This window comes from Comamonas sp. DB36 (genome assembly GCF_057914905.1).
In genome coordinates this window covers 1438879-1462444 of record NZ_CP196631.1, presented here as the reverse complement: position 1 = coordinate 1462444, position 23566 = coordinate 1438879, and the positions used below count along the sequence as shown (strand labels likewise).

General features: G+C 64.5%; 21 protein-coding genes. 4 read left to right on the top strand and 17 right to left on the bottom strand.

Going from position 1 to position 23566, the window contains the following annotated elements:
- Positions 1 to 128 precede the first annotated feature (128 nt).
- Positions 129 to 1055 carry a Ppx/GppA phosphatase family protein gene (locus tag ACSVDO_RS06985; protein WP_489595557.1) on the top strand — a complete coding sequence of 309 codons (927 nt, stop codon included), beginning with the start codon at positions 129 to 131 and terminating at the stop codon, positions 1053 to 1055.
- A gap of 79 nt (positions 1056 to 1134) precedes the next feature.
- On the opposite strand, the gene ACSVDO_RS06980 is transcribed toward ACSVDO_RS06985, so the two are convergent.
- The gene (locus ACSVDO_RS06980; RefSeq protein WP_332539801.1) at positions 1135 to 1392 is read right to left on the bottom strand and encodes a hypothetical protein; all 258 of its coding nucleotides are present in this window, start codon (positions 1390 to 1392) and stop codon (positions 1135 to 1137) included.
- On the opposite strand from ACSVDO_RS06980, the gene ACSVDO_RS06975 reads away from it, so the two are divergent.
- Complete coding sequence (locus ACSVDO_RS06975; RefSeq protein ID WP_489596349.1) at positions 1276 to 3444, top strand: sensor domain-containing protein; 2169 nt, start codon at positions 1276 to 1278, stop codon at positions 3442 to 3444. The two genes, ACSVDO_RS06980 and ACSVDO_RS06975, sit on opposite strands and share 117 nt — an antisense overlap.
- 34 nt (positions 3445 to 3478) lie before the next feature.
- Here the strand turns inward: ACSVDO_RS06975 and glmM are convergent, their stop codons facing one another.
- The 4 genes from glmM to ACSVDO_RS06955 form a co-directional block, all read right to left on the bottom strand.
- The gene (gene glmM, locus ACSVDO_RS06970) at positions 3479 to 4813 is read right to left on the bottom strand and encodes a phosphoglucosamine mutase (RefSeq protein WP_332539790.1); all 1335 of its coding nucleotides are present in this window, start codon (positions 4811 to 4813) and stop codon (positions 3479 to 3481) included.
- Positions 4814 to 4846: 33 nt separating this feature from the next.
- Positions 4847 to 5692: a dihydropteroate synthase gene (gene folP, locus ACSVDO_RS06965; protein ID WP_332539789.1), complete on the bottom strand. Its 846-nt coding sequence runs from the start codon at positions 5690 to 5692 to the stop codon at positions 4847 to 4849.
- Between the two features lie 85 nt (positions 5693 to 5777).
- The gene (gene ftsH / locus ACSVDO_RS06960) at positions 5778 to 7733 is read right to left on the bottom strand and encodes an ATP-dependent zinc metalloprotease FtsH (RefSeq protein WP_489595555.1); all 1956 of its coding nucleotides are present in this window, start codon (positions 7731 to 7733) and stop codon (positions 5778 to 5780) included.
- A gap of 184 nt (positions 7734 to 7917) precedes the next feature.
- Positions 7918 to 8571 (bottom strand): RlmE family RNA methyltransferase, encoded by a 654-nt coding sequence (locus ACSVDO_RS06955; RefSeq protein WP_332540355.1) that lies wholly within the window; start codon positions 8569 to 8571, stop codon positions 7918 to 7920.
- 32 nt (positions 8572 to 8603) lie between these two features.
- Here ACSVDO_RS06955 and ACSVDO_RS06950 point away from each other — a divergent pair, with 32 nt between their 5' ends.
- The gene (locus tag ACSVDO_RS06950; protein WP_332549240.1) at positions 8604 to 9080 is read left to right on the top strand and encodes a YhbY family RNA-binding protein; all 477 of its coding nucleotides are present in this window, start codon (positions 8604 to 8606) and stop codon (positions 9078 to 9080) included.
- A 21-nt stretch (positions 9081 to 9101) separates the two neighbouring features.
- Complete coding sequence (locus ACSVDO_RS06945) at positions 9102 to 9854, top strand: glycosyltransferase (protein WP_332540352.1); 753 nt, start codon at positions 9102 to 9104, stop codon at positions 9852 to 9854.
- Between the two features lie 89 nt (positions 9855 to 9943).
- Here the strand turns inward: ACSVDO_RS06945 and ACSVDO_RS06940 are convergent, their stop codons facing one another.
- The 12 genes from ACSVDO_RS06940 to bamA all read right to left on the bottom strand — a co-directional run bounded on the left by ACSVDO_RS06940 (position 9944) and on the right by bamA (position 23546).
- Positions 9944 to 10378: a DUF4149 domain-containing protein gene (locus ACSVDO_RS06940; RefSeq protein ID WP_489595553.1), complete on the bottom strand. Its 435-nt coding sequence runs from the start codon at positions 10376 to 10378 to the stop codon at positions 9944 to 9946.
- Positions 10379 to 10387: 9 nt separating this feature from the next.
- Positions 10388 to 10864, bottom strand: a complete 477-nt coding sequence (gene greA, locus ACSVDO_RS06935) for a transcription elongation factor GreA (RefSeq protein WP_332681642.1) — start codon at positions 10862 to 10864, stop codon at positions 10388 to 10390.
- A 212-nt stretch (positions 10865 to 11076) separates the two neighbouring features.
- On the bottom strand, positions 11077 to 14325 hold the full coding sequence (gene carB / locus ACSVDO_RS06930) for a carbamoyl-phosphate synthase large subunit (protein ID WP_489595552.1): 3249 nt from the start codon (positions 14323 to 14325) through the stop codon (positions 11077 to 11079).
- Positions 14325 to 15500, bottom strand: coding sequence for a glutamine-hydrolyzing carbamoyl-phosphate synthase small subunit (gene carA / locus ACSVDO_RS06925; RefSeq protein ID WP_332538857.1), 1176 nt, complete (start codon positions 15498 to 15500; stop codon positions 14325 to 14327). The genes carB and carA overlap by 1 nt, the downstream gene beginning before the upstream one ends.
- 422 nt (positions 15501 to 15922) lie before the next feature.
- Complete coding sequence (locus tag ACSVDO_RS06920; RefSeq protein ID WP_332538856.1) at positions 15923 to 16699, bottom strand: TrmH family RNA methyltransferase; 777 nt, start codon at positions 16697 to 16699, stop codon at positions 15923 to 15925.
- A 6-nt stretch (positions 16700 to 16705) separates the two neighbouring features.
- A complete protein-coding gene (gene rnhB / locus ACSVDO_RS06915) occupies positions 16706 to 17338 on the bottom strand; it encodes a ribonuclease HII (RefSeq protein ID WP_332549577.1) in 633 nt (210 codons plus the stop codon).
- The gene (gene lpxB / locus ACSVDO_RS06910; protein ID WP_332538854.1) at positions 17307 to 18464 is read right to left on the bottom strand and encodes a lipid-A-disaccharide synthase; all 1158 of its coding nucleotides are present in this window, start codon (positions 18462 to 18464) and stop codon (positions 17307 to 17309) included. The genes rnhB and lpxB overlap by 32 nt, the downstream gene beginning before the upstream one ends.
- A 13-nt stretch (positions 18465 to 18477) precedes the next feature.
- A complete protein-coding gene (lpxA, locus tag ACSVDO_RS06905) occupies positions 18478 to 19266 on the bottom strand; it encodes an acyl-ACP--UDP-N-acetylglucosamine O-acyltransferase (protein WP_489595549.1) in 789 nt (262 codons plus the stop codon).
- 16 nt (positions 19267 to 19282) lie between these two features.
- Positions 19283 to 19723 carry a 3-hydroxyacyl-ACP dehydratase FabZ gene (gene fabZ / locus ACSVDO_RS06900; protein ID WP_213293195.1) on the bottom strand — a complete coding sequence of 147 codons (441 nt, stop codon included), beginning with the start codon at positions 19721 to 19723 and terminating at the stop codon, positions 19283 to 19285.
- Complete coding sequence (lpxD, locus tag ACSVDO_RS06895; protein ID WP_332549578.1) at positions 19720 to 20718, bottom strand: UDP-3-O-(3-hydroxymyristoyl)glucosamine N-acyltransferase; 999 nt, start codon at positions 20716 to 20718, stop codon at positions 19720 to 19722. Before lpxD ends, fabZ begins: the two co-directional genes overlap by 4 nt.
- Before the next feature lie 24 nt (positions 20719 to 20742).
- Positions 20743 to 21249: an OmpH/Skp family outer membrane protein gene (locus tag ACSVDO_RS06890; protein ID WP_332538849.1), complete on the bottom strand. Its 507-nt coding sequence runs from the start codon at positions 21247 to 21249 to the stop codon at positions 20743 to 20745.
- Positions 21249 to 23546: an outer membrane protein assembly factor BamA gene (gene bamA, locus ACSVDO_RS06885; RefSeq protein WP_332538848.1), complete on the bottom strand. Its 2298-nt coding sequence runs from the start codon at positions 23544 to 23546 to the stop codon at positions 21249 to 21251. The genes ACSVDO_RS06890 and bamA overlap by 1 nt, the downstream gene beginning before the upstream one ends.
- Positions 23547 to 23566 lie beyond the last annotated feature (20 nt).

Genomic DNA, 23566 nt, shown 5'->3' with positions numbered 1-23566 from the left:
GTCAGCAAGATGACAATGACATTCAGCCATCGCGCAAGCTGTCTTGCGCCTGCGACTGGCATGGAGCTCGGACGATGCGCAGCTAAGGTGCTAAGCTGCGCGCTTTTTTGACCTATCTCCCTTCTTCCATGCAAGATGCCAGCCTGCTCGCCGCCATCGATATCGGCTCCAACAGCTGCCTGCTGGAGATCGGACATTTCGTCGGTGATCGCCTCGTGTCACAAACCTGCCGCAAAGAAACCATCCGCCTGGGCGGATCGCTGGACGCGCAGGGCCAACTCAGCAGCGAAGCCATGGAGCGGGGCTGGGCCTGCCTGCAACGCTTCGCACCGCTGATCGCCGATCTGCCGCGCGAACGCGTGCGCGCCGTGGCGACCCAGACGCTGCGCGAAGCCACCAACCGGGCACTTTTTCTCGCGCGCGGTAGCGATATTTTGGGCGTTCCGATCGAAGTGATCAATGGCGAGGAAGAAGCGCGTTTGATCTATCAGGGCGTGGCCCGGCTGCTGCCGCCCTCGGCGCGCAGACGCCTGGTGATAGACATCGGCGGCCGCTCCACCGAACTGTGCCTGGGCCAGGGTTTCGAAGCCCGGGTCACGCGCTCGGTGGAGATAGGCAGCGTGGCCTGGTCGCTGCGGCATTTTGTCGACGGGGGACTGCGGCCTGCGCAATTTGAAGCCGCCCGATCCAGCGCGCTGGCGCTGCTACAACCCCAGGCCGAGGACTTCGCCGCCACGAACTGGGAACAGGCCTATGGAGCGTCGGGCACGGCCGGTGCCATCAGCCGGGTGCTCGCGGCACAGACCGGTGTCCCCGGCCTGATCACGCGCACCGGCCTGACCTGGCTTCAGGCGCGGCTGCAGCAGGACGGCCACAGCAGCGCCGTGCATCTTGCGGGCCTGCGCGAAGAGCTGCGCCCGGTGATAGGCGGCGGCGTGAGCGTGATGCAGGCCGTGTTCGAGCTGTTCGGTATAGAACAGATGCGCGTCACCCAGGGATCGCTGCGCCACGGCCTGCTGTATGGTCTGCGCGCGACGGCGCCGGTCCTACCTTAATGTGCCGACACATGAAAGAGTCAGCCCCACAACCAGGGAGAACCCGAGGGACTGGTGAAGAAGTATCAAATGCTACACTTCAGTAACATCCATTGCCCAGTGGAGCGCCAGCATTTGCCGCACCGGGCCCACCCCATTCGCTAGAGCGCTCCACGTGCCGTCCTCCAATACCGTCCCAATCGACGCAATTGAGCGCATCATGCGCGAGCAGCACACCCTTCTGGCAAGCGCCGGCGTAGGCATTGCTTTCATGCATCGACAGGAAATCGTTCGCTGCAACGAACGTTGCGCCGAAATCTTCGGCCATTCCGCGGCCGACGAGATGCTGGGGCGCCATGGGGCGTCATTTCATCCAGATGCCCGAACGTTCTATCGCCTGGGCAAGCTTGCGCGGGTGCGGATGGCCAAGGGCCTCACCTTTCGCACCGAATGCCAGCTGCGCCGCCGCAACGGCGCGCTTTTCTGGGGCGGCGTCACGGGCCGGCTGATCAATCCCACGCGGCCCGAAGAAGGGTCCATCTGGACGCTCAACGACATCGACGAGCAGCGCCAGGCGCAGACCATGCTCAACACCGCGCTGCGCGAAAAGCAGCTGCTGTTCGACCATGCGAGCGTGGGCATCATCTTCATGCGCCGCGGACATCTGACGCGCTGCAACGGCCATTTCGAGACCATGCTGGGCTACGGGCCCGGCGAGCTGATAGGCACCAGCGCGCACAACTGGTTCGCGAGCACCGCAGAATGGGAGCGCCTCGAGGAGAATTTCACGCGCCAGCTGACCGTGGGCCTGAGCTTCGAGGGCGAGATGATGCTTTGCAAGAAGGACGGCGGCACGGTCATCTGCGAGGTGCGCTGCAAGCTCATCGACGCCAATGATCCCAGCCAGGGCACGATCTGGATCACGGTCGACATCACCGAACGCACCCAGGCCCAGGCCGCGCTGGCCAAGGTGCATGAGCAGCTCGAGCAGCAGGTGCGCGACCGCACGCGCGAACTCAGCGCCACGGTCGAAGACCTGCACCGCGAAATGGCCGACCGCAAGCGCGACCAGGACCGCATCTACTGGCTCGCGCATTACGATCCGCTGACCGGCCTGCCCAACCGCACGCTGCTCGCCGACCGCAGCACCCAGGCCATACAGCTGGCGCGCGACAACGACACGCCGCTGGCCGCAATCTTTCTGGACCTGGACCACTTCAAGCATGTCAACGATTCGCTGGGCCATCGCGTGGGCGATACCTTGCTGGTGCAGATCGCCAAGCGCCTGCGCTCCGTGGTGCGCGAAAAGGACACGGTCTCGCGCATAGGCGGCGACGAATTCGTGCTGCTGCTGCCCGGCGCCAACGCGCACGGCGCGGCGCGCGTCGCCGACAAGCTGCTAGAGGCCTCGCGCCAGCCCTACCAGATCGACCACCACGAACTGACCATGGCGCCGTCCATGGGCATTGCGCTGTACCCCCAGGACGGCATGGACTTCGACACGCTGACCCAGTCGGCCGATGTCGCGATGTACCACGCCAAGCTCGACGGCCGCAACACCTTCCGCTTCTTCACGCCCGAGATGCGCGCCCAGTCGCTGCGCGCGCTGCAGCTGGAAAATGCGCTGCGCCGCGCGCTCGAGCGCGACGAGCTGCAACTGCACTACCAGCCCCAGGTGCGCATACGCACGGGCCGCGTGCACAGCGTGGAAGCCCTGCTGCGCTGGAACCACCCCAAGCTCGGCCCTATCTCGCCTTCGGAGTTCATTCCCGTGGCCGAGGACACGGGCCAGATCCTGCAGATCGGTGAATGGGTGCTGCGCAATGCGGTCAAGCAGCTCAAGGCCTGGCGCGAATCGGGCCTCACGGATCTCAAGGTCGCGGTCAATCTGTCGGCCATCCAGTTCCACCAGCCGCAGCTGCCCGATCTGGTCAGCCAGATCCTGCACGCGGCGGCCGTGCCGCCCGATGCGCTGGAGCTCGAGCTGACCGAAGGCGTGGCCGTCGACGACCCGCGCGCCGCGACCGCGACCATGGACCAGCTGCGCTCGCGCGGCGTGCGCCTGTCGATAGACGACTTCGGCACGGGCTACTCGTCGCTGAGCCAGCTCAAGCGCTTCCAGATCTACAAGCTCAAGATCGACCAGTCGTTCGTGCAGGATCTGGACCACGACGGCAACGATCGCGCCATCGTCAGCGCCATCATCCGCATGGCCCAGGCGCTGGGCATGCAGACCACGGCCGAAGGCGTGGAAACCGAAGCCCAGCTGCAGTTCCTGCGCGACATGGGCTGCGACGAAGCCCAGGGCTACTACTTCAGCCGTCCCCTGCCGCCCGGCGAGGACCTGCTGCAATTCCTGCGCAGCCGCCAGGCGCCGGGGTTCTCCAAAACGCCCGCCCTGCCGCTCTGAGCCCCGCGCGCCCGTTTCAGGCGCACAGCAGTGGTCAGCCTGCGCGCGCTGCGTCGGCGAGCTGCTGCGCGCAGCGGCTGGCCTGCTGCTGATCGCGCGCTTCGACCATGACGCGCAGCAGCGGTTCGGTGCCGCTGGGACGAATCAGCACGCGGCCGGTATCGCCGAGCTCGGCCTGCACGGCCGCCAGCGTCTGCTCGAGCAGCTGGTTGTTCTTCCAGTCCTGGCTGGGCGCGAGGCGCACGTTGATCAGCACCTGGGGATAAAGCGGAACGGCTTCGAGCCATTGCGCCAGCGTCCTGCCGCTGCGCACACAGGCCTCGAGCACCTGCAGCGCGCTGATCAGGCCGTCGCCCGTGCTGTGGCAATCGAGCGCCAGCAGGTGACCCGAGCCTTCGCCGCCCAGCAGCCAGCCATTGCGCGCGAGCTCCTCGAGCACATAGCGGTCGCCGACCTTGGCGCGCACAAAGCCCACGCCCCGGGCCTTGAGCGCCGATTCCACGGCCAGATTGGTCATCAGCGTGCCGACCACGCCGGGAACGTTCTCGCCGCGCGCCAGGCGGTCAGCCGCGAGCAGATACAGCAGTTCGTCGCCGTTGTACAGCCGGCCCTTGGCGTCGACCACGAGCAGGCGGTCGGCATCGCCGTCCAGCGCAATGCCGTAGTCGGCATTATTGGCGCGTACCGCGCGCACCATTGCCTCGGGATGGGTCGCGCCCACGCCGTCGTTGATGTTCAGGCCATCGGGCGCGCAGCCCATGGCGATGACTTCGGCGCCCAGCTCGTGGAACACCTTGGGCGCGATCTGGTAGGCCGCGCCGTGGGCCGCATCGACCACGATCTTCAAGCCCTTGAGCGTGAGTTCGTGCGAAAAAGTGCTCTTGCAGAATTCAATGTAGCGGCCCGCGGCGTCATCGAGCCGGCGGGTCTTGCCCAGCGCCGCGGAGTCGGCCCACACGGGGTCTTCCTTCAATGCACGCTCGACATCCTCTTCCCAGCTGTCGGGCAGCTTGCTGCCCTGGGCGCTGAAGAATTTGATGCCGTTGTCGGGATAGGGGTTGTGGCTGGCGCTGATCACCACGCCCAGGCTCGCGCGCTGGGTGCGCGTGAGGTAGGCCACGCCCGGTGTCGGCAGCGGCCCGAGCAGCACCACATCGACGCCTGCGGAGTTGAAGCCCGACTCGAGCGCGCTTTCGAGCATGTAGCCCGAGATCCGCGTGTCCTTGCCGATCAGCACCGTGGGGCGCTCCTGCGTGCGGCGCAGCACGCGCCCTACCGCATGCGCCAGGCGCAGCACAAAGTCGGGAGTGATGGGCGTGCGCCCCACGGTGCCTCGAATGCCATCGGTGCCGAAATATTCACGAGCCATTGCAAACCTTCTTGTCTGGATTAATGCCGGCGGTCAACCGGCCCATGCTGCATTGTCGTTCATGGCCTGCCAGACTTTGAGCGTCATCACGGTGTCACGCACGTCATGCACGCGCACAATGCGCGCGCCGCGCTCCACCGACAGCAGCGCCGCGGCGACGCTGGGCACCATGCGCTCGCCCACGGGCAGGCCCGTGACCTGACCCAGCGATCCCTTGCGCGACCAGCCGGCCAGCAGCGGATAGCCCAGCGCGGCCAGCTCCGGCTCACGCGCCAGCAGCGCGAAATTCTGTGCCACGGTCTTGCCGAAACCCGTACCCGCGTCAAGCACGATGCGCGCGCGCGCCACGCCCAGCGCTTGCAGCGCCTGCGCCGAAGCCTGCAGGAAGTCGCGTACCTGGACCACCACATCGCCCTGCATGTGGTCGCGGTCCATGCTTTGCGGCACGCTGTGCATGTGCATCAGGCAGACGCCGCACTGCGCGTGCCCTGCCACCACCGCGGCCGCGCCCGGCTGGCGCAGCGCCCAGATGTCGTTGATGATGTCCGCGCCCAGGTCGAGCACGGCCTGCATCACTTCGGGCTTGTAGGTGTCGACCGAGATCGGCACGCCCAGCTTCACGGCTTCGCGCACCAGCGGCACAACGCGCGCCAGCTCATCCGCGAGGCCCACCGCAGGGCTGCCCGGGCGCGTGGATTCACCACCGATATCGAGAATGTCGGCGCCGTCCTTGAGCAGCTGCTCGCAATGTGCGAGCGCGGCGCCCAGGCTGTCGTGCGCGCCGCCGTCCGAGAACGAATCGGGCGTCACGTTGACGATGCCCATCACCTGCGGGCGCTCAAGGTCCAACAGGAAGCGGCTGGTTTGCCATTGCTGCATGGTCATTGTTCCGAATTGAAAAGTCCTTACCCAAAAGAAAGCGGGGCCCTAGGGCCCCGCTGTCATGCTGTCGCTGCCTGAGGCGTCATGCGGCGTTGGGCGCCGCATCCGCGCCAGGCGTTGCTGGCGGCGTTGCCGCGGCATCGGCCTTCACCGCAGGCGTGCCGCCGCTGGCATCGTCGCCGCCCGAAGGAGGAATGCGCGGCGTCCAGTCCTTGGGCGGACGCGGCGCACGGCCGGCCATGATGTCGTCCAGCTGCTCGGCGTCAATCGTTTCCCACTCGAGCATGGCCTTGGCCATGGCGTGCATCTTGTCGCTGTTGTCTTCGATGAGCTTGCGCGCCAGAGCGTACTGCTCATCGATGATGCGGCGCACTTCCTCGTCGACCTTCTGCATGGTCTGCTCGCTGACGTTGTTGGTCTTGGTCACCGAACGGCCCAGGAAGACTTCGCCTTCGTTTTCCGCGTAGACCATGGGGCCCAGCGCTTCGGTCATGCCGTAGCGCGTGACCATGTCGCGCGCAATCTGCGTCGCGCGCTCGAAGTCGTTGCTCGCGCCCGTGGTCATCTGGTGCATGAACACTTCCTCGGCGATGCGGCCACCAAACAGCATGGCGATCTGGTTGAGCATGAACTCCTTGTCGAAGGAGTAGCGGTCCTTCTCGGGCAGGCTCATGGTCACGCCCAGCGCGCGGCCGCGCGGAATGATGGTGACCTTGTGCACCGGATCGCACTTGGGCAGCAGCTTGCCGATCAGCGCATGGCCGGCTTCGTGGTAGGCCGTGTTGCGGCGCTCTTCCTCGGGCATGACCATGGACTTGCGCTCGGGGCCCATGATGATCTTGTCCTTGGCCTTCTCGAAGTCCTGCATCTCGACGGTGCGCGCATTGCGGCGCGCGGCCATCAGGGCGGCTTCGTTGCACAGGTTGGCCAGATCGGCACCCGACATGCCGGGCGTGCCGCGGGCAATGATGCCGGGGTTCACGTCCTGGCTCACAGGGATCTTGCGCATGTGCACGTTGAGGATCTGCTCGCGGCCGCGGATATCGGGCAGCGTCACATAGACCTGGCGGTCGAAACGACCGGGACGCAGCAGCGCCGCATCGAGAATGTCGGGACGGTTGGTGGCCGCGACCACGATCACGCCCATGTTGGTCTCGAAGCCGTCCATCTCGACCAGCATCTGGTTGAGTGTCTGTTCGCGTTCGTCGTTGCCGCCGCCCACGCCCGCGCCACGCTGGCGACCGACCGCATCGATTTCATCGATGAAGATGATGCAGGGGGCATTTTTCTTGGCGTTCTCGAACATGTCGCGCACGCGGGCCGCGCCCACGCCGACGAACATTTCGACGAAATCCGAACCCGAGATGCTGAAGAACGGCACCTTGGCTTCGCCGGCGATCGACTTGGCCAGCAAGGTCTTGCCGGTACCCGGAGGGCCGACCAGCAGCAGACCGCGCGGAATACGGCCGCCAAGCTTCTGGAACTTGGTCGGGTCCTTGAGGAAGTCGACGACTTCCTTGACTTCTTCCTTGGCTTCGTCGCAACCCGCGACGTCGGCAAACGTCACGGTGTTGTTGTTCTCGTCGAGCATGCGCGCCTTGCTCTTGCCGAAGCTGAAGGCGCCGCCCTTGCCGCCGCCCTGCATCTGGCGCATGAAGTAGACCCACACGCCGATCAGCAGCAGCATGGGGCCCCAGCTCACGAGCAGGGACATCAGCAGCGAGCCTTCTTCGCGGGGCTTGACGTCGAACTTGACGTTATTGGCGATCAGGTCGCCCACCAGACCACGGTCCAGGTAGGTGGCCGTCGTACGCAGCTTGGAGCCGTCCGCCGCGACAGCGACGATCTCGGTGCCGCCCTGCCCTTCCTGGATGGTCGCACTCTTGATGCGGTTGTTGCGAACTTCTTCCAGAAATTCGGAATAGCCGATGTGACCGGACGCAGCGCTGGTGCGGGTGTCAAATTGTTTGAACACCGTAAACAGCACCATGGCGATGACCAGCCACACGGCAATTTTTGAAAACCACTGATTGTTCAAGCGGGGCTCCAGATGGAATGCAGAGAAAGGGTCACGAAATCTTCATGACCTATTTGGGGACCATTTTAGGTGCTTCAAGGCGACGCACCCCTAATTCCCTTCATGTCGCGCAGATGCGCAGGACATTCGAGGGTATTCCCTGGGCAGATGACAGCGGCTGACCGAGGCGGATCCGGCGCTGCGTCTACTTCAGACCCATGCCGACCAGAAAGGTTTCCGACGACTTGACGCGCGACGACTTGGGCTTGATCGGCTTGACGGCCTTGAAGGTCTGCTTGAACAGCTCGACGAGCTCGCTGTAGCCGCTGCCGTGGAACAGCTTCACCACCAGCGCGCCTTCGGGCTTCATGTGCTGCTTGGTGAAATCCACGGCCAATTCGACCAGCAGCGCAATGCGCGCGGCGTCGGTGGCGTCATTACCCGACAAATTTGGTGCCATATCGGACACCACCACATCGACCTTCTTGCCTTCGAGCAGGGCCTCAAGCTCGGCGAGCACCGACTCTTCGCGGAAATCGCCCTGCAGGAAATGCACGCCCTCGATGGGCTCCATGTGCAGGATATCGAGCCCGATGATGCGGCCGTTGAGTTCGCCCACCGCAGCGCCCTTGGGAGACAGCTTGCGGCGTACGTACTGGCTCCAGGCCCCGGGAGTGCAGCCCAGATCGACCACGAAATCGCCGGGCCGTATCAGGTTGAGCTGCTCGTCGATCTCCTTGAGCTTGTAGGCCGCGCGGGCGCGAAAGCCCTCAATTTTGGCGAGTTTCACATAGGTGTCGTTGACATGGTCATTGAGCCATGCCTTATTGACCTTCTTGCTTTTGGTCTTGGTTTTCATGCTGATTACGTCCTGCCTAGATAATACGGGCCATGCCCCAAATTCAATTGACTCCCGCCGAGCGCCGGGAACACCGCGCCAACGCCCACCATCTCGACCCCGTGGTCATGATCGGTGGCGACGGCCTCACGCCCGCCGTGCAAAAAGAGATAGACGCGGCGCTCAATGCGCACGGTCTGATCAAGGTTCGCGTCTTCAATGACGATCGTGCCGCACGCGACCAGATCTACCAACAACTCGCCGAAGAACTCAGCGCCGCTCCTATCCAGCACATCGGCAAGCTGCTCGTGCTGTGGCGCCCGATTCCCGAAAAGGAAAAGACCGTCGACGAGGACCGCATGCCCGGCCCACGCGACGTCAAGGTGCTCAAGTTCAGCTCGCGTGGTGGCCAGCGCCCCGAAGTCAAGCAACTGCGCGTGCTGGGCAACCAGCGCCTGACCGCAGGCGGCATGGTAAAACGCGCCAAAGTGAAACAAAAATCCGTCAAAAAGCGCCAACAAGGCGACTAAAGTCTTTTTGTTGCGCTGTCCATGAACGCCATTCCGAATATTCCAGCGCGCCAGCGCCATGTCATCTGCATGAAGTGGGGCACGAAATACGGCCCTGAATACGTCAACCGGCTCTACGCCATGGTGCGGCGCAATCTGCAAGGTGATTTTCGCTTCATCTGCCTGACCGACGACAGTCAGGGGATTCGCGCCGAGGTCGAGTGCCTGCCGATTCCCTCGCTGGACCTGCCCAAGGGCTTGCCCGAGCGCGGCTGGACCAAGCTCGCCACGTTCACGCCCGACCTTCACGGTCTGCGCGGCACGGCGCTGTTTCTCGACGTCGACGTGGTTGTCACCGGCCCGCTGGACGACTTCTTCACGCAGCCCGGCGAGTTCCTGATCATCCACGACTACAAGCGCCCTTGGCGAATCACGGGCAATTCTTCCGTGTACCGCTGGGAGCTGGGTGCGCATCCCGATGTGCTCGCGTACTTTCGCAGCCACTTCGAGGAGATACGCAAGCAGTTCCGCAACGAGCAGGCCTATCTGTCCGACTTCCTGCACCGCCAGGGAAAGCTGCAGTATTGGCCCGCCGAGTGGTGCCCGAGCTTCAAATACCACGGCATTCCGCCCTGGCCGACCAACTACTGGAAAGCGCCGTTCGTGCCCGCAGGCGCGCGCGTGGTGATCTTCCACGGCGAATGCAACCCGCCCGACGCACTGGCCGGCCGACGCAACCGCCGTTTTCGCTTCATCAAACCCGCGACCTGGGTCGCGGACTACTGGCACGAGTGATTCTGCCGGGCGCCCGGCGCCCGGACAGACAAAAAAGGCGGTTCCTTGGAACCGCCTTTTTTTCGCTCCGGCGCGCCGCGCCGCGGCGCTCAACGCTGCGCGGCGCACAGACGCCATAGCACGCGCAAGGCGCAAAGCCATTGCACCGCATACATCAGCGTGCCCACGCTGTGCCACAGCTTCAGGTCCTGTTTGGCGACAATGCGCGGCGCGACGCCGAACTGCACCAGCAGCGCCAGCAGCATGCCGACGATCACCCATACCAGCACATCGCGCGCCCAGGGCTCCTCGGCCTCGGCATGGCGGCGCTTGGCCAGCACCAGCAGCAAGGCGGTGCAGGCCACCGACACCCAGGTCTGGGCCGCGAACAGCGTCGCCGCCATGCGCCCGGCCACGGCTGGCGAAGGCAGGTGGGCGAACAGCAGCGGCACGACGATGAAGCCGACCACGCTCAGCCCGCCCCACCACAGCGCCGCGGCCAGCGCCGGCAGGCGCTCGGACAGCCGGGAAGCGAAATTCGCCATCGCCTGGGCTCAGAGGTAGCGCACGGCCACCACTTCGTAGCGGCGCAGGCCGCCCGGGGCCTGGACTTCGGCGGTATCGCCCTCTTCCTTGCCGATCAGCGCGCGCGCGATCGGGCTGGAGATGTTGATCAGACCCTGCTTGAGATCGGCTTCGTCCTCGCCCACGATCTGGTAGGTCACGCTGTCGCCGGTCTTCTCGTCCTCGAGGTCGACGGTGGCGCCGAACACCACGCGGCCGCCCGCGTCCACGGCCGTGGGATCGATGATCTGCGCGGCCGACAGCTTGCCCTCGACTTCAAGAATGCGGCCTTCGATGAAGCCCTGGCGGTCCTTGGCGGCTTCGTATTCGGCGTTTTCGCTCAGGTCGCCCTGGGCGCGCGCCTCGGCGATCGCCTGGATCACGCTGGGGCGCTCTATGGTCTTCAGACGGTGCAGCTCGGCCTTGAGTTTTTCCGCACCGCGCTTGGTAATAGGAATGGTGGTCATTGTTGAATCTCCACGTTCAGCATGCTCCGCGGCTTGCGCGGCAATTCATAAAAAAACCAGCGGATGCCCGTGACACGGGGCTGCGTAGCCCGGGGCGGCCAACGCACGCCCCAAAAGCAAACCGCCGCACGTTGCCGCGCGGCGGTTTCTGGTCATGGGCTCATTATGCCGCGTTTGGCGCGGCATTCACCCGGTATAACCCGGCCCGGCGTTCAGGCCTGGGCCAGCTGCGCATGCAGCTCCTGGACGGAATAGACCTCCAGGTTGTTCATGCTCTTCATGCCTTCGACGGCGGCTTCGGCGCCGAAGATGGTCGTGAAGGTGGTCACGCGTGCCAGCAGCGAGCTGGTACGGATGGCGCGCGAGTCGGCGATCGCGTTGCGGCGTTCCTCGACGGTGTTGATCACCATCGCGATGTCGCCCATCTTGATCATGTCGACGATGTGCGGACGGCCTTCGGTGACCTTGTTGACCACTTGCACCGCGATGCCGGCTTCGGCAATGGCCGCGGCCGTGCCCTTGGTCGCCACCAGCTCGAAGCCCATGGCGGCGAGCTCGCGCGCGATGTTCACGGCGCGCGCCTTGTCGTTGTTCTTCACGGTGAGGAACACGCGGCCCGACTGCGGCAGCAGCGTGCCCGCGCCCAGCTGGCTCTTGACGAAAGCTTCGCCAAAGGTCTTGCCCACGCCCATGACTTCGCCGGTCGACTTCATTTCGGGGCCGAGGATGGTGTCCACGCCGGGGAACTTGACGAACGGGAACACGGCTTCCTTGACGCTGAAGTAAGGCGGCGTCACTTCCTTGGTCACGCCCTGCGAGGCCAGCGTCTGGCCGACCATGCAGCGTGCCGCGACCTTGGCCAGCTGTATGCCCGTGGCCTTGGAGACGAAAGGCACGGTACGCGAGGCGCGCGGGTTGACTTCCAGCACGTAGATCACGTCCTTGCCGTCGCGTTCCTGGATCGCGAACTGCACGTTCATCAGGCCCACCACGTTCAGGCCTTCGGCCATGGCCGCGGTCTGGCGCTTGATTTCCTCGATCGTGTCCTTGGCCAGGTAGTAAGGCGGCAGCGAGCAGGCGGAGTCGCCCGAATGCACGCCGGCCTGTTCGATGTGTTCCATCACGCCGCCGATGAAGACCTTGCCTTCGACGTCGCGGATGCAGTCGACATCGCATTCGATGGCGTTCGACAGGAAGTGGTCGAGCAGCACCGGCGAGTCATGGCTGACCTTGACGGCTTCGCGCATGTAGCGCTCGAGGTCGCGCTGCTCGTGCACGATTTCCATCGCGCGGCCGCCCAGCACATAGCTGGGACGCACGACCAGCGGGTAACCCAGCGTGGCGGCCTTTTCCAGCGCTTCGGCGTCGGTGCGCGCGGTGGCGTTGGGCGGCTGGCGCAGGCCCAGCGTGTGCAGCATCTGCTGGAAACGCTCGCGGTCTTCGGCGGCGTCGATCATGTCGGGCGTGGTGCCGATGATGGGCACGCCGGCTTCTTCCAGACCCAGAGCCAGCTTCAACGGCGTCTGGCCGCCGTACTGCACGATCACGCCCGCGGGCTTCTCGACGGCGACGATCTCGAGCACATCTTCGAGCGTCAGCGACTCGAAGTACAGGCGGTCAGAGGTGTCGTAGTCGGTGGACACGGTTTCGGGGTTGCAGTTGACCATGATGGTTTCATAGCCGTCCTCGCGCATGGCGAGCGCGGCATGCACGCAGCAGTAGTCGAACTCGATGCCCTGGCCGATGCGGTTGGGACCGCCGCCGAGCACCATGATCTTCTTCTTGTCGGTGGGCGCGGCTTCGCACTCTTCGTCATACGTCGAGTACATGTAGGCCGTGTCGGTGGCGAACTCGCCGGCGCAGGTGTCGACGCGCTTGTACACGGGGCGCACATTGAACGCATGGCGCGCGGCGCGCACCACATGCTCGGTGGTGTGCAGCAGCTTGGCCAGGCGGCGGTCCGAGAAGCCCTTTTGCTTGAGCGAGCGCAGCGTCGCGGCGTCGAGCGCGGCCAGCGCGCCTTCGCCCTTGGCGGCATACAGCTCGTCGAGTTCCAGTTCGATCTTCACGATCTGCTCGATCTGCACCAGGAACCAGGGGTCGATCTTGGTCAGCGCGAACACTTCATCGACCGACAGGCCCATGGCGAACGCATCGCCCACGTACCAGATGCGGTCGGGACCGGGTTCGCCCAGTTCCTTTTCCAGCGTCTCGCGGTCCTGGGTCTTCTCGTTCATGCCGTCGACGCCGACTTCAAGGCCGCGCAGCGCCTTCTGGAACGATTCCTGGAAGGTGCGGCCAATGGCCATGACTTCGCCGACCGACTTCATCTGCGTGGTCAGGCGGTTGTCTGCGGTGGGGAACTTCTCGAACGCGAAACGCGGGATCTTGGTGACCACGTAGTCGATCGAGGGCTCGAACGACGCGGGGGTCGCGCCGCCCGTGATGTCGTTCTTGAGTTCGTCGAGCGTATAGCCCACGGCCAGCTTGGCCGCGACCTTGGCGATGGGGAAGCCCGTGGCCTTGGACGCCAGCGCCGACGAACGCGACACGCGCGGGTTCATCTCGATGACGATCATGCGGCCGTCGACGGGGTTGACCGAGAACTGCACGTTGGAGCCACCGGTGTCGACACCGATCTCACGCAGCACTGCCAGCGAGGCATTGCGCATGATCTGGTATTCCTTGTCGGTCAGTGTCTGTGCGGGTGCCACGGTGATCGAGTCGCCGGTGTGCACGCCCATGGGGTCCAGGTTCTCGATCGAGCAGATGATGATGCAGTTGTCCGCCTTGTCGCGCACCACTTCCATCTCATACTCTTTCCAGCCGAGCAGCGACTCTTCGATCAGCAGCTCGTTGGTCGGCGAAGCTTCGAGGCCGCGCTTGCAGATGGTCTCGAACTCTTCGGGGTTGTAGGCAATGCCGCCACCCGTGCCGCCCAGCGTGAAGCTGGGGCGGATCACCGTGGGAAAGCCCATCTGCTTTTGCACTGCCCAGGCTTCGTCCATGCTGTGGGCGATGCCAGAGCGCGCGGAGCCCAGACCGATCTTGGTCATGGCGTCCTTGAACTTCAGGCGGTCTTCGGCCTTGTCGATGGCTTCGGGCGTGGCGCCGATCAGCTCGACCTTGTACTTGTCAAGCACGCCATTGCGCCACAGGTCCAGCGCGCAGTTCAGCGCGGTCTGGCCGCCCATGGTGGGCAGGATGGCGTCGGGACGCTCCTTGGCAATGATCTTCTCGACCGTCTGCCAGGTGATGGGCTCGATGTAGGTGACGTCGGCCGTGGCCGGGTCGGTCATGATCGTCGCGGGGTTGCTGTTGATCAGGATGACCTTGTAACCCTCTTCGCGCAGCGCCTTGCAGGCCTGCACGCCCGAGTAGTCGAACTCGCAGGCCTGGCCGATGACGATGGGGCCGGCGCCGATGATCAGAATGCTTTTGAGGTCTGTGCGCTTTGGCATTATTTATTCTCCTGGGCCTTGGCCATCAGTGCCGTGAAGCGGTCGAACATGTAGGCGATGTCGTGCGGGCCGGGCGATGCTTCGGGGTGACCCTGGAAGCAGAACGCGGGCTTGTCGGTGCGCTCCAGGCCTTGCAGCGTGCCGTCGAACAGGCTCACGTGCGTGGGCCGCAGGTTGGCCGGCAGCGATGCCATGTCGACCGCGAAGCCGTGGTTCTGGCTGGTGATGCTCACGCGGCCGGTGTCCAGGTCCTTGACCGGGTGGTTCGCGCCATGGTGGCTGTTGGCCATCTTGAACGTGGTCGCGCCCGAAGCCAGGGCCATGATCTGGTGGCCCAGGCAGATGCCGAACGTGGGCACGCCGGCCTCGATCAACTCCTTGGTCGCCTGGATGGCGTAGTCGCAGGGCTGTGGATCGCCAGGGCCGTTCGACAGGAACACGCCATCGGGGTTCATTGCCAGCACGTCGGCGGCCGGCGTCTGCGCGGGCACCACGGTGAGCTTGCAGCCGCGCTCGGCGAGCATGCGCAGGATGTTGAGCTTGACGCCGTAGTCATAGGCGACGACGTGGAAGCGCGGCGCGGTCTGCTGGCCGTAGCCCTGTCCCAGTTGCCATTCGGTCTGGTCCCAGGTGTAGGTCTTGGTGGTCGACACCACCTTGGCCAGGTCCAGGCCCTTCATCGACGGCGCGGCCTGGGCTGCAGCCACGGCCTGCGCGATGCGCTCGGGGGTCGCGCTTTCGCCTTCGGCCAGGCCGACGATCGCACCGTTTTGCGCGCCCTTGTCGCGCAGCAGGCGCGTGAGCTTGCGGGTGTCGATGTTGGCGATGGCAACGGTGTTCTCGCGCACCAGGTACTGGGGCAAGGTGTGGGTCAAGCGGAAGTTGCTTGCCAGCAGCGGCAGATCCTTGATGATCAAACCTGCGGCGTGGACTTTTTCAGCCTCGATGTCCTCGGCATTGACACCATAGTTGCCGATGTGCGGATACGTGAGGGTCACGATCTGCTGGCAATAGCTTGGGTCGGTGAGGATTTCTTGATAGCCGGTGATCGCGGTGTTGAACACCACTTCGCCGACGGTGGTGCCGACTGCACCGATCGAGTTGCCGATAAAGACCGTGCCGTCTGCGAGCGCCAGGATGGCTGGGGGGAAGGATCCCTTGAGAGACAAAAGCACTGGGTTCTCCGGTTCTAATTACGGTTACGCCCAGCGAGCCTAGACGTGAGTCTGGCTATAGCTTGTGTTGCGGGGGAAGGCTCGAAGCGGCGCTAGGCGTAGATGTGGAATGCTTGAAAGCCGCCCATTATAGCCGTGTGCCATGACAGGCCCGTGGCCGCGCCCGGGATTACCCGAGAGCGCAGAGGACCTATAGGCGCACGTTGCGCGCGTTTGTGATGCGCCTTGCCAGAGGCTTTTGCATCTTTTCCTAGGGCAGGCCGTTGACCCTTCGACCGGGCTGCGCAGGCAGGCTCAGGGCGACCGGGGAAAACCGTTCGTGGTGAGCCCGTCGAACCATGAACGGCCTGCCCTACAGTCCCGCACCTCGCCGGCCGCACCTCGCCGGCCGCACCTCGCCGGCCGCACCTGGCCGGCCGCACCTATACGGCCGCCGTCAGCGCACTCGCATGCAGGCAGATTGCCGCCGCCGCCGCCACATTGAGCGATTCCTCGCCGCCGGGCTGGCCTATGCGCACCTGCAGCGCTGCGCGCGCCTCGACGGCCGCGCCCACGCCCTGCCCTTCATGGCCCATGGCCCAGGCGCAGGGCCAGGGCAGCTGGGTGTGCTGGATCAGCTTGCCCTGGTGCGAGCTGGTGACGATCAGCGGCACCTGCAGCGCGTCGAGCGCCTCCACATCGGCCGACTCGACCAGATGCAGGCCGAAATGCGCGCCCATGCCTGCGCGCAGCACCTTCTGACTCCACAGCGCGGCCGTGCCCTTGAGCGCGACCACCTGCAGGAAACCAAAAGCCGCGGCGCTGCGCAGAATGGAGCCCACGTTGCCCGCGTCCTGCACGCGGTCCAGCACCACGGTCGCCAGCCCGGCCTGCGGCGCCTGGCCCGGCAGCCATTCGAGCAGATAGCCCATGCGCGCCGGCGATTCGAGGCCGCTGATATCGGCAAACAGCGCGTCGGCCAGCACCACCACCTTGTCCGCGGCCTGGGCCCATTCGGCCGGCACCTGGGGCCAGAACGATTCGGCAAACACTGCCACCGCGGGACGCAGGCCGCGCGCCAGCGCCGCGCGGCACAGGTGGTCGCCTTCGAGCCAGACCTGACCCTGCTTGCGGTAGGCCGTGCTGTCGTGCGACAGCTTGCGCAACTCCTTGACGAAGGCGTTGTCACGCGAATGGATGGCGGTCACAGGTGAAGTCATGGCAGTTCAGGAAAAGGAAGGGGCCAGCACCTGGGCGACAGGCGAAAACGAACGGCGGTGCTCGGGGCAGGCGCCATGCGCCTGCAAGGCGCTCAGGTGCGCGGGCGTGCCATAGCCCTTGTGGCCGGCAAAGCCATAGGCGGGGTATTGCGCGTCCAGGCGCTCGCACCAGCGGTCGCGGTGCACCTTGGCGAGAATGGACGCCGCGGAAATCGCCTTGACCAGCGCATCGCCCTTGACGATGGCTTCGGCATGCATGTCGAGCACCGGAATGCGGTTGCCGTCGACCAGCACCAGCACGGGCTTGAGGCGCAGCCCCATGACGGCGCGGCGCATCGCCAGCATCGTGGCCTGCAGGATGTTGAGCTCGTCGATCTCCTGCACGCTGGCTTCGGCAATCGAGCAGCACAGCGCCTTCGCGCGGATTTCGTCGAACAGCGCTTCGCGGCGCGCGGCCGTGAGCTTCTTGGAGTCGGCCAGGCCCGCTATCGGGTTCAGGTCGTCGAGAATCACGGCGGCCGCCACTACCGGGCCGGCCAGAGGACCGCGCCCCGCCTCATCCACCCCGGCTACCAGGCCGGGCGGATGCCACGGCAAGCAGACCTGTTCAGGTGGAAGAGACAACTTTCTGGATTGCATCAGCGGCCAATCGGGCGGTATCGCGCCGCAGCAGATGGTGCAGCGCTGTGAAGCGCTGCTCCAGCGCCTCAATGGTTGAAGGAGAATCATCGCGCGCGCGCAGCCAGCGCAGCACCTCGGCGGCCAGCGCCTGGGGCGTGGCGGCATCCTGCAGCAATTCCGGCACGACAAACTCGCCGCACAGGATATTGGGCAGTCCGACCCAGGGCTGCAGCTGCTTGCGGCGCATCAGCCGCCAGCTCAGCGACTGCATGCGGTAGCCGATCACCATCGGGCGCTTGAACAGCGCCGCTTCGAGGGTGGCCGTGCCGCTGGCAATCAGCGTGCAGTCGCAGGCCGCAAGCGCGTCGTGCGACTGGCCCGACAGAATGCGGATGCGCGCCTCGATGCCCGCGGCACGCGCCGCCTGGCGCACGGTGTCGATCAGCGAAGGCACGGCCGGAACGATGATTTCCACCGCCGGAAATACCTGGCTGACCAGGGCTGCGGCCGCGAAGAACGCGGGCGCGATATAACGAATTTCGGAAGTCCGGCTGCCGGGCAGCACGGCCAGCACCAGCGCGTCCTGCGCCAGGCCCAGACGCTGGCGCGCGGCCTGGCGATCGGGCGCAAGGGGAATCACGCTGGCCAGCGGATGACCTACATAGGTCGCCGCAATGCCATGGCCGGCGAGCAGCTCGGGCTCGAACGGAAAAATGCACAGCACATGGTCGGCCGCGCGGCGGATCTTCTCCACGCGGTTGGCACGCCAGGCCCAGATCGACGGGCAGACGAAATGCACGGTCTTGACGCCCTTGGCGCGCAGATCGGCTTCGAGCCCGAGATTGAAATCAGGCGCATCGACGCCGACGAACACGCTGGGCGGATCGGCCAGCAGCCGATCGCGCAATTGCCGGCGTATGCGCAGCAGCTCGGCCAGTCGCTGGAACACTTCCCAGTTGTAGCCGTGCACGGCCAGCCGCTGGCTGTCCCACCAGGCGTCGAAGCCGCGCGCGCGCATCTGCGGGCCGCCTATGCCTGCGCTCTGCAGCGCCGGCCACTGGGTCTTGAGACCGTCGAGAATCAGGCCGGCCAGCAGGTCGCCCGAAGTCTCGCCGGCCACCATCGCCACACGCGCTGCAGTCATTGGAAGCTCCCGTTCAGCGCGCGAGACCGCGCCTGGAGCCGGCGATGAACGCGCTCAGCGCGTCGATATCGGCGACGGCTTCGGGAAATTGCGCGGCCAGCGCGACAATCGCCTGGCGTGCGGCTTCGAGCGTCAGCCCCTGGCGGTACAGCAGCTTGTGCATCTGCTTGACCGCGGCCAGGCGCTGGGGCGAAAAACCGCGCCGGCGCAGGCCTTCGAGGTTGAAGCCGCGCACCGACAGCGGATTGCCGTCGACCAGCATGAACGGCGGCACGTCCTGCGAGATATGGCTGGCGAAACCGGCCATCACATGCGCGCCGATCTGCGTGAACTGGTGCACGCCCGTGAGGCCGCCCAGAATTGCATGGTCGCCGACCTTCACATGGCCGGCGAGCGTGGCATTGTTCGCCAGCACCGTGTGATTGCCCACGACGCAGTCGTGCGCAATGTGCACATAGGCCATGATCCAGTTGTCGTCGCCGACCTGGGTCAGCCCCTGGTCCTGGACCGTGCCGAGATTGAACGTGCAGAACTCGCGGATGGTATTGCGATCGCCGATGACCAGCCGCGTGGGCTCGCCCGCGTACTTCTTGTCCTGCGGCTGCGCGCCCAGCGAGGCAAACTGGAAAATCTGGTTGTCCGCGCCTATCGTCGTATGGCCTTCAATGACGCAATGCGCGCCCACCGAAGTGCCGACGCCTATGCGCACATCGGGACCGATCACCGCATAGGGACCCACGGTCACCGATGCGTCGAGCTGGGCCGCCGGATCAACCAGCGCGGTAGAGTGAATACGGCTCACGACCAACCCAGCGCTTTCAGCCCACGGCCCGCATGGTGCACATCAGGTCTGCTTCGCAGGCCACTTCGTCACCGACGCGGGCCACGCCCTTGAACTTCCAGATGCCGCCGCGCACGCGGTCGATGGTGATTTCCAGCACCAGCTGATCGCCGGGCTCGACCGGGCGCTTGAAGCGCGCGGCATCGATGCCCACGAAATAGTAGATGTTGTTTTCGTCCGGCACCTTGCCCATGGCGTCGAACGCCAGCAGGCCCGCGGCCTGGGCCAATGCTTCGAGCATCAGCACGCCGGGCATCACGGGACGGCCGGGGAAATGGCCCTGGAAGTAAGGCTCGTTGAACGTGACGTTCTTGATCGCCTTGATACGTTGGTTGCTCTCGAGCTCCAGAACCTTGTCCACCAGCAGAAACGGGTAGCGGTGGGGCAGTTGCTTGAGAATTGCGTGGATATCCATCATTGCGTTCCGATCTTGCTGCCCTGCGGCTGCTGCTGCTCAAGCGCCTTGATGCGCTCGCGCAAGCTGTGCAGCTGCTTCAGAGTGGCAGCATTTTTTTCCCATTTGTTGTTTTCATCGACAGGAAACATTCCTGTATAGACGCCGGGCTTGTTCAAAGAACGCGTCACCACAGTCGCCGCCGAGATATGTACATTTTCGGCCAATTGCAAATGCCCGAGAACGATGGCGCCGCCGCCGACGGTGCAATGCGCACCGATACGCGCACTGCCCGCCACGCCCACGCACCCGGCCATGGCGACATGCTGTCCGACATGGACGTTATGTCCGATCTGGACGAGATTATCCAGCTTCACGCCGTTTTCAATCACAGTGTCATCGAGCGCGCCGCGATCCACGCAGGTATTGGCACCGATTTCCACATCATCACCGATGCGCACCGCGCCGAGCTGCTCGATTTTCACCCAGGTTCCGCGCTCGGGCGCGAAGCCGAAGCCGTCGGAGCCGAGCACCACGCCCGCATGCAGCAGGCAGCGCGCACCCACGACGCAGTTCTCGCCTACCGTGACGCGCGACTTGAGCACCGTGTGCGCGCCTATGCGCGCGCCGCGCTCGACCACGCACAGCGGGCCTACATAGGCCGTTGGATCGATCACCGCTTCGGGGTCGACCACGGCGCTGGCATGCACGCCGCTGAGCGGCGCGCGCTCGTGCAGACGCTTCCACAACTGGGTCGCGCGCGCGAAATACACATAGGGATCGGGCGCCACGATACAGGCGCCACGTTGCATTGCAGCGTCCCGCATGGCAGGCGCCACAATGACACAGGCCGCCTTGGAGGCGGCCAGTTGCTGCTGGTAGCGTGGATTGCTCAGGAAACTCAAGTCTCCCGCGCCTGCGGAGTCCAGCGGAGCAATACGGGAAATTTCCGTATCGCTGTCCGCCAGCTCCAGCGTCCCCCCCAGCGCACCCACAATTTGCCCGAGTAGCAAGCTCACTGTCTGTACGTCTTCAGCAGCAGATCACTTGGCGGCGTTGAGCGCCTTGAGCACCTTGTCGGTGATGTCGTGCTTGGGGTTGATGTAGACGGCTTCCTGCAGGATCACGTCGTACTTTTCGGCTTCGGCAACGGTCTTGACCACGCGGTTGGCGCGCTCTAGCACTTGCGACAGCTCTTCGTTCTTGCGCGAGTTCAGGTCTTCCTGGAATTCGCGGCGCTTGCGCTGGAATTCACGGTCCTGGTCGACCAGTTGACGCTGGCGTGCGGTGCGCTGCGATTCCGACAGCGTGGGGGCTTCGCGCTCGAACTTGTCCGAAGCGGTCTTGAGCGTGTTGCCGGCGTCGACCAGCTCCTTTTCGCGCTTGGAGAATTCGGCTTCGAGCTTGGCCTGTGCAGCCTTGGCCGTGGTGGCTTCGCGGAAGATACGGTCCGTATTGACAAACCCGGCCTTGAATTCTTGCGCATGCGCAGCCAGAGCCATGGTGCTCATCAGCACGGCCAGAGAGATTTGGCGAGAAAGTGATTTCATTAGAAGGACGTTCCGATTTGGAATTGAAGTTTCTGGATTTTATCCCCAGCGAATTTACGCACGGGATGAGCATACGCCAAGCGCAATGGCCCCAACGGGGAAATCCAGCTCAAACCAATGCCAGCCGAAGCCCGCATCAGCGAGAAGTCAACCGTTTCGCGGTCGCCAAACACATTACCGACGTCAACAAAGGTGAACACACGCAAAGTTTTGTCATTGCCGGCGCCTGGCAGCGGCGCCATGAATTCGGCATTCAGCGTGACTTTCTTCGGGCCGCCGAGCGACGAGCCGATCACGTCACGCGGACCCAGCGTGCCCTGGTCGAAACCGCGCACCGAGCCCAGGCCGCCCGAGTAGAAGTTCTTGAACACCGGGAACGGCCGGCCATTGAGGCCCTTGCCCCAGCCCAGCTCGCCGTTGAAGGCCAGCGTGAACTTCTTGCTCAGCGGCACGTACTGCTGGATCTGGTAGTTGGCGCGCACGTAACGCGCATCGCCGGCCACCGACCAGTCGGTGTTCAGGCGCTGGTAGCGGCCTGCATTGGGAGCGAGCGCGCTGTCGCGGCTGTCGCGCGACCAGCCTATGGTCAGCGGCACGGCCGTGCTGGTATAGCCATAGGTGTCGCCATAGGCCAGATAGGCTGCGGGAATATTGGTGCCCGGCTTGATGCGCGTCTGCTCCAGGCCGGCGCCGAAGAACACCGTGTCGAGCTCGCTGAACGGCACGCCGAAACGCACGCCCGTACCGGCCGTGACGAGTTCGTAGTTGCCGCCCTGGTCTTCGTAAGGCTTGTCGGTGCGGTAGTAGACGTCAAGCGTGCGCGAGATGCCTTCCTTGGTGAAATAAGGATCGGTGGTGCTCAGCACCAGGGTACGGCGGTATTTACTGGTATTTACATCAATACCCAGATAGTTACCGGACCCGAAGACGTTTTCCTGCTTGATGCCGAACGACAGCGAGATTTTTTCAGCACTTGAAAAACCTGCACCCAATTGCAACGAGCCTGTGGGCTTCTCGGCCACGGACACGACGATATCGACCTGATCGGGCGAACCGGGCACTTCCTGGGTCTCGACATTGACTTCGGTGAAGAAGCCCAGGCGGTCGACGCGGTCGCGCGACAGCTTGATCTTGTCGCCGTCGTACCACGAGGCTTCGAACTGGCGGAACTCGCGGCGAATCACTTCGTCGCGCGTGCGGTTGTTGCCGCTGACCTGGATGCGGCGCACATAGGCGCGGCGCGAAGGCTCGGCCTTGACCACGATGGACACGCGGTTGTTGGTGCGGTCGATCTCGGGCACGGCCTCGACGCGCGCAAACGCAAAGCCGAAGTTGCCGAAGTGATCGGAAAACGCCTTGGTGGTCTGCGTGACCTGGTCGGCGTTGTAGGGCTCGCCGGGCTTGATCGTGACCATGGACTTGAACTCGTCGTCGCGGTCGAGGTAGTTGCCTTCGAGCTTGACGTCCGACACCACATAGCGTTCGCCTTCGTGGATGTTCACCGTGAGCGAAATCGTCTGCTTGTCGGGCGAAATCGCGACCTGGGTCGACTCGATGCGGAATTCGAGATAGCCGCGCTGCAGATAGTACGAGCGCAGCGTCTCCAGATCGGCATTGAGCTTGGAGCGCGCATAGCGGTCGGACTTGGTGTACCAACTGAGCCAGCCGCCGGTGTCCTGGTCGAACAGGCCCTTGAGCGTGGATTCGCTGAAGGCCTTGTTGCCGACCACGTGGATCTCGTTGATCTTCGCGGGTTCGCCTTCGGTCACCGTGAACGTCAGGTTGACGCGGTTGCGCTCGATGGGCGTCACGGTGGTGACGACTTCCGCGCCATAGAGGCTGCGGTTGATGTACTGGCGCTTGAGTTCCTGCTCGGCGCGGTCGGCGAGCGCGCTGTCGAAAGGCCGGCCTTCGGCCAGACCCACGTCGCGCATGGCTTTCTTCAAGGTGTCCTTGTCGAACTCCTTGGTGCCGGCGAAGTTGACGTCGGCAATCGTCGGACGTTCCTCTACGACCACCGTGAGCACGTTGCCGTTGGCTTCGAGACGCACGTCCTTGAACAGGCCCAGAGCGAACAGCGCACGGATCGCGGCCGAGCCTTTTTCGTCGTTGTAATCATCACCCACACGCAGGGGGATGGACGCAAAAATGGTACCCGCTTCCACCCGCTGAAGACCTTCGACGCGGATGTCCTGGACCTTGAAAGGCTCCAGTGCCCAGGCGGCGTTGGCCGCAAGAACCATGGCGGTCAAGGCCGAAGCGGTACGCGCGCCTAAGCGATTGATGTGTTTTTTCATGAGTGAATTGCCGCCGACTT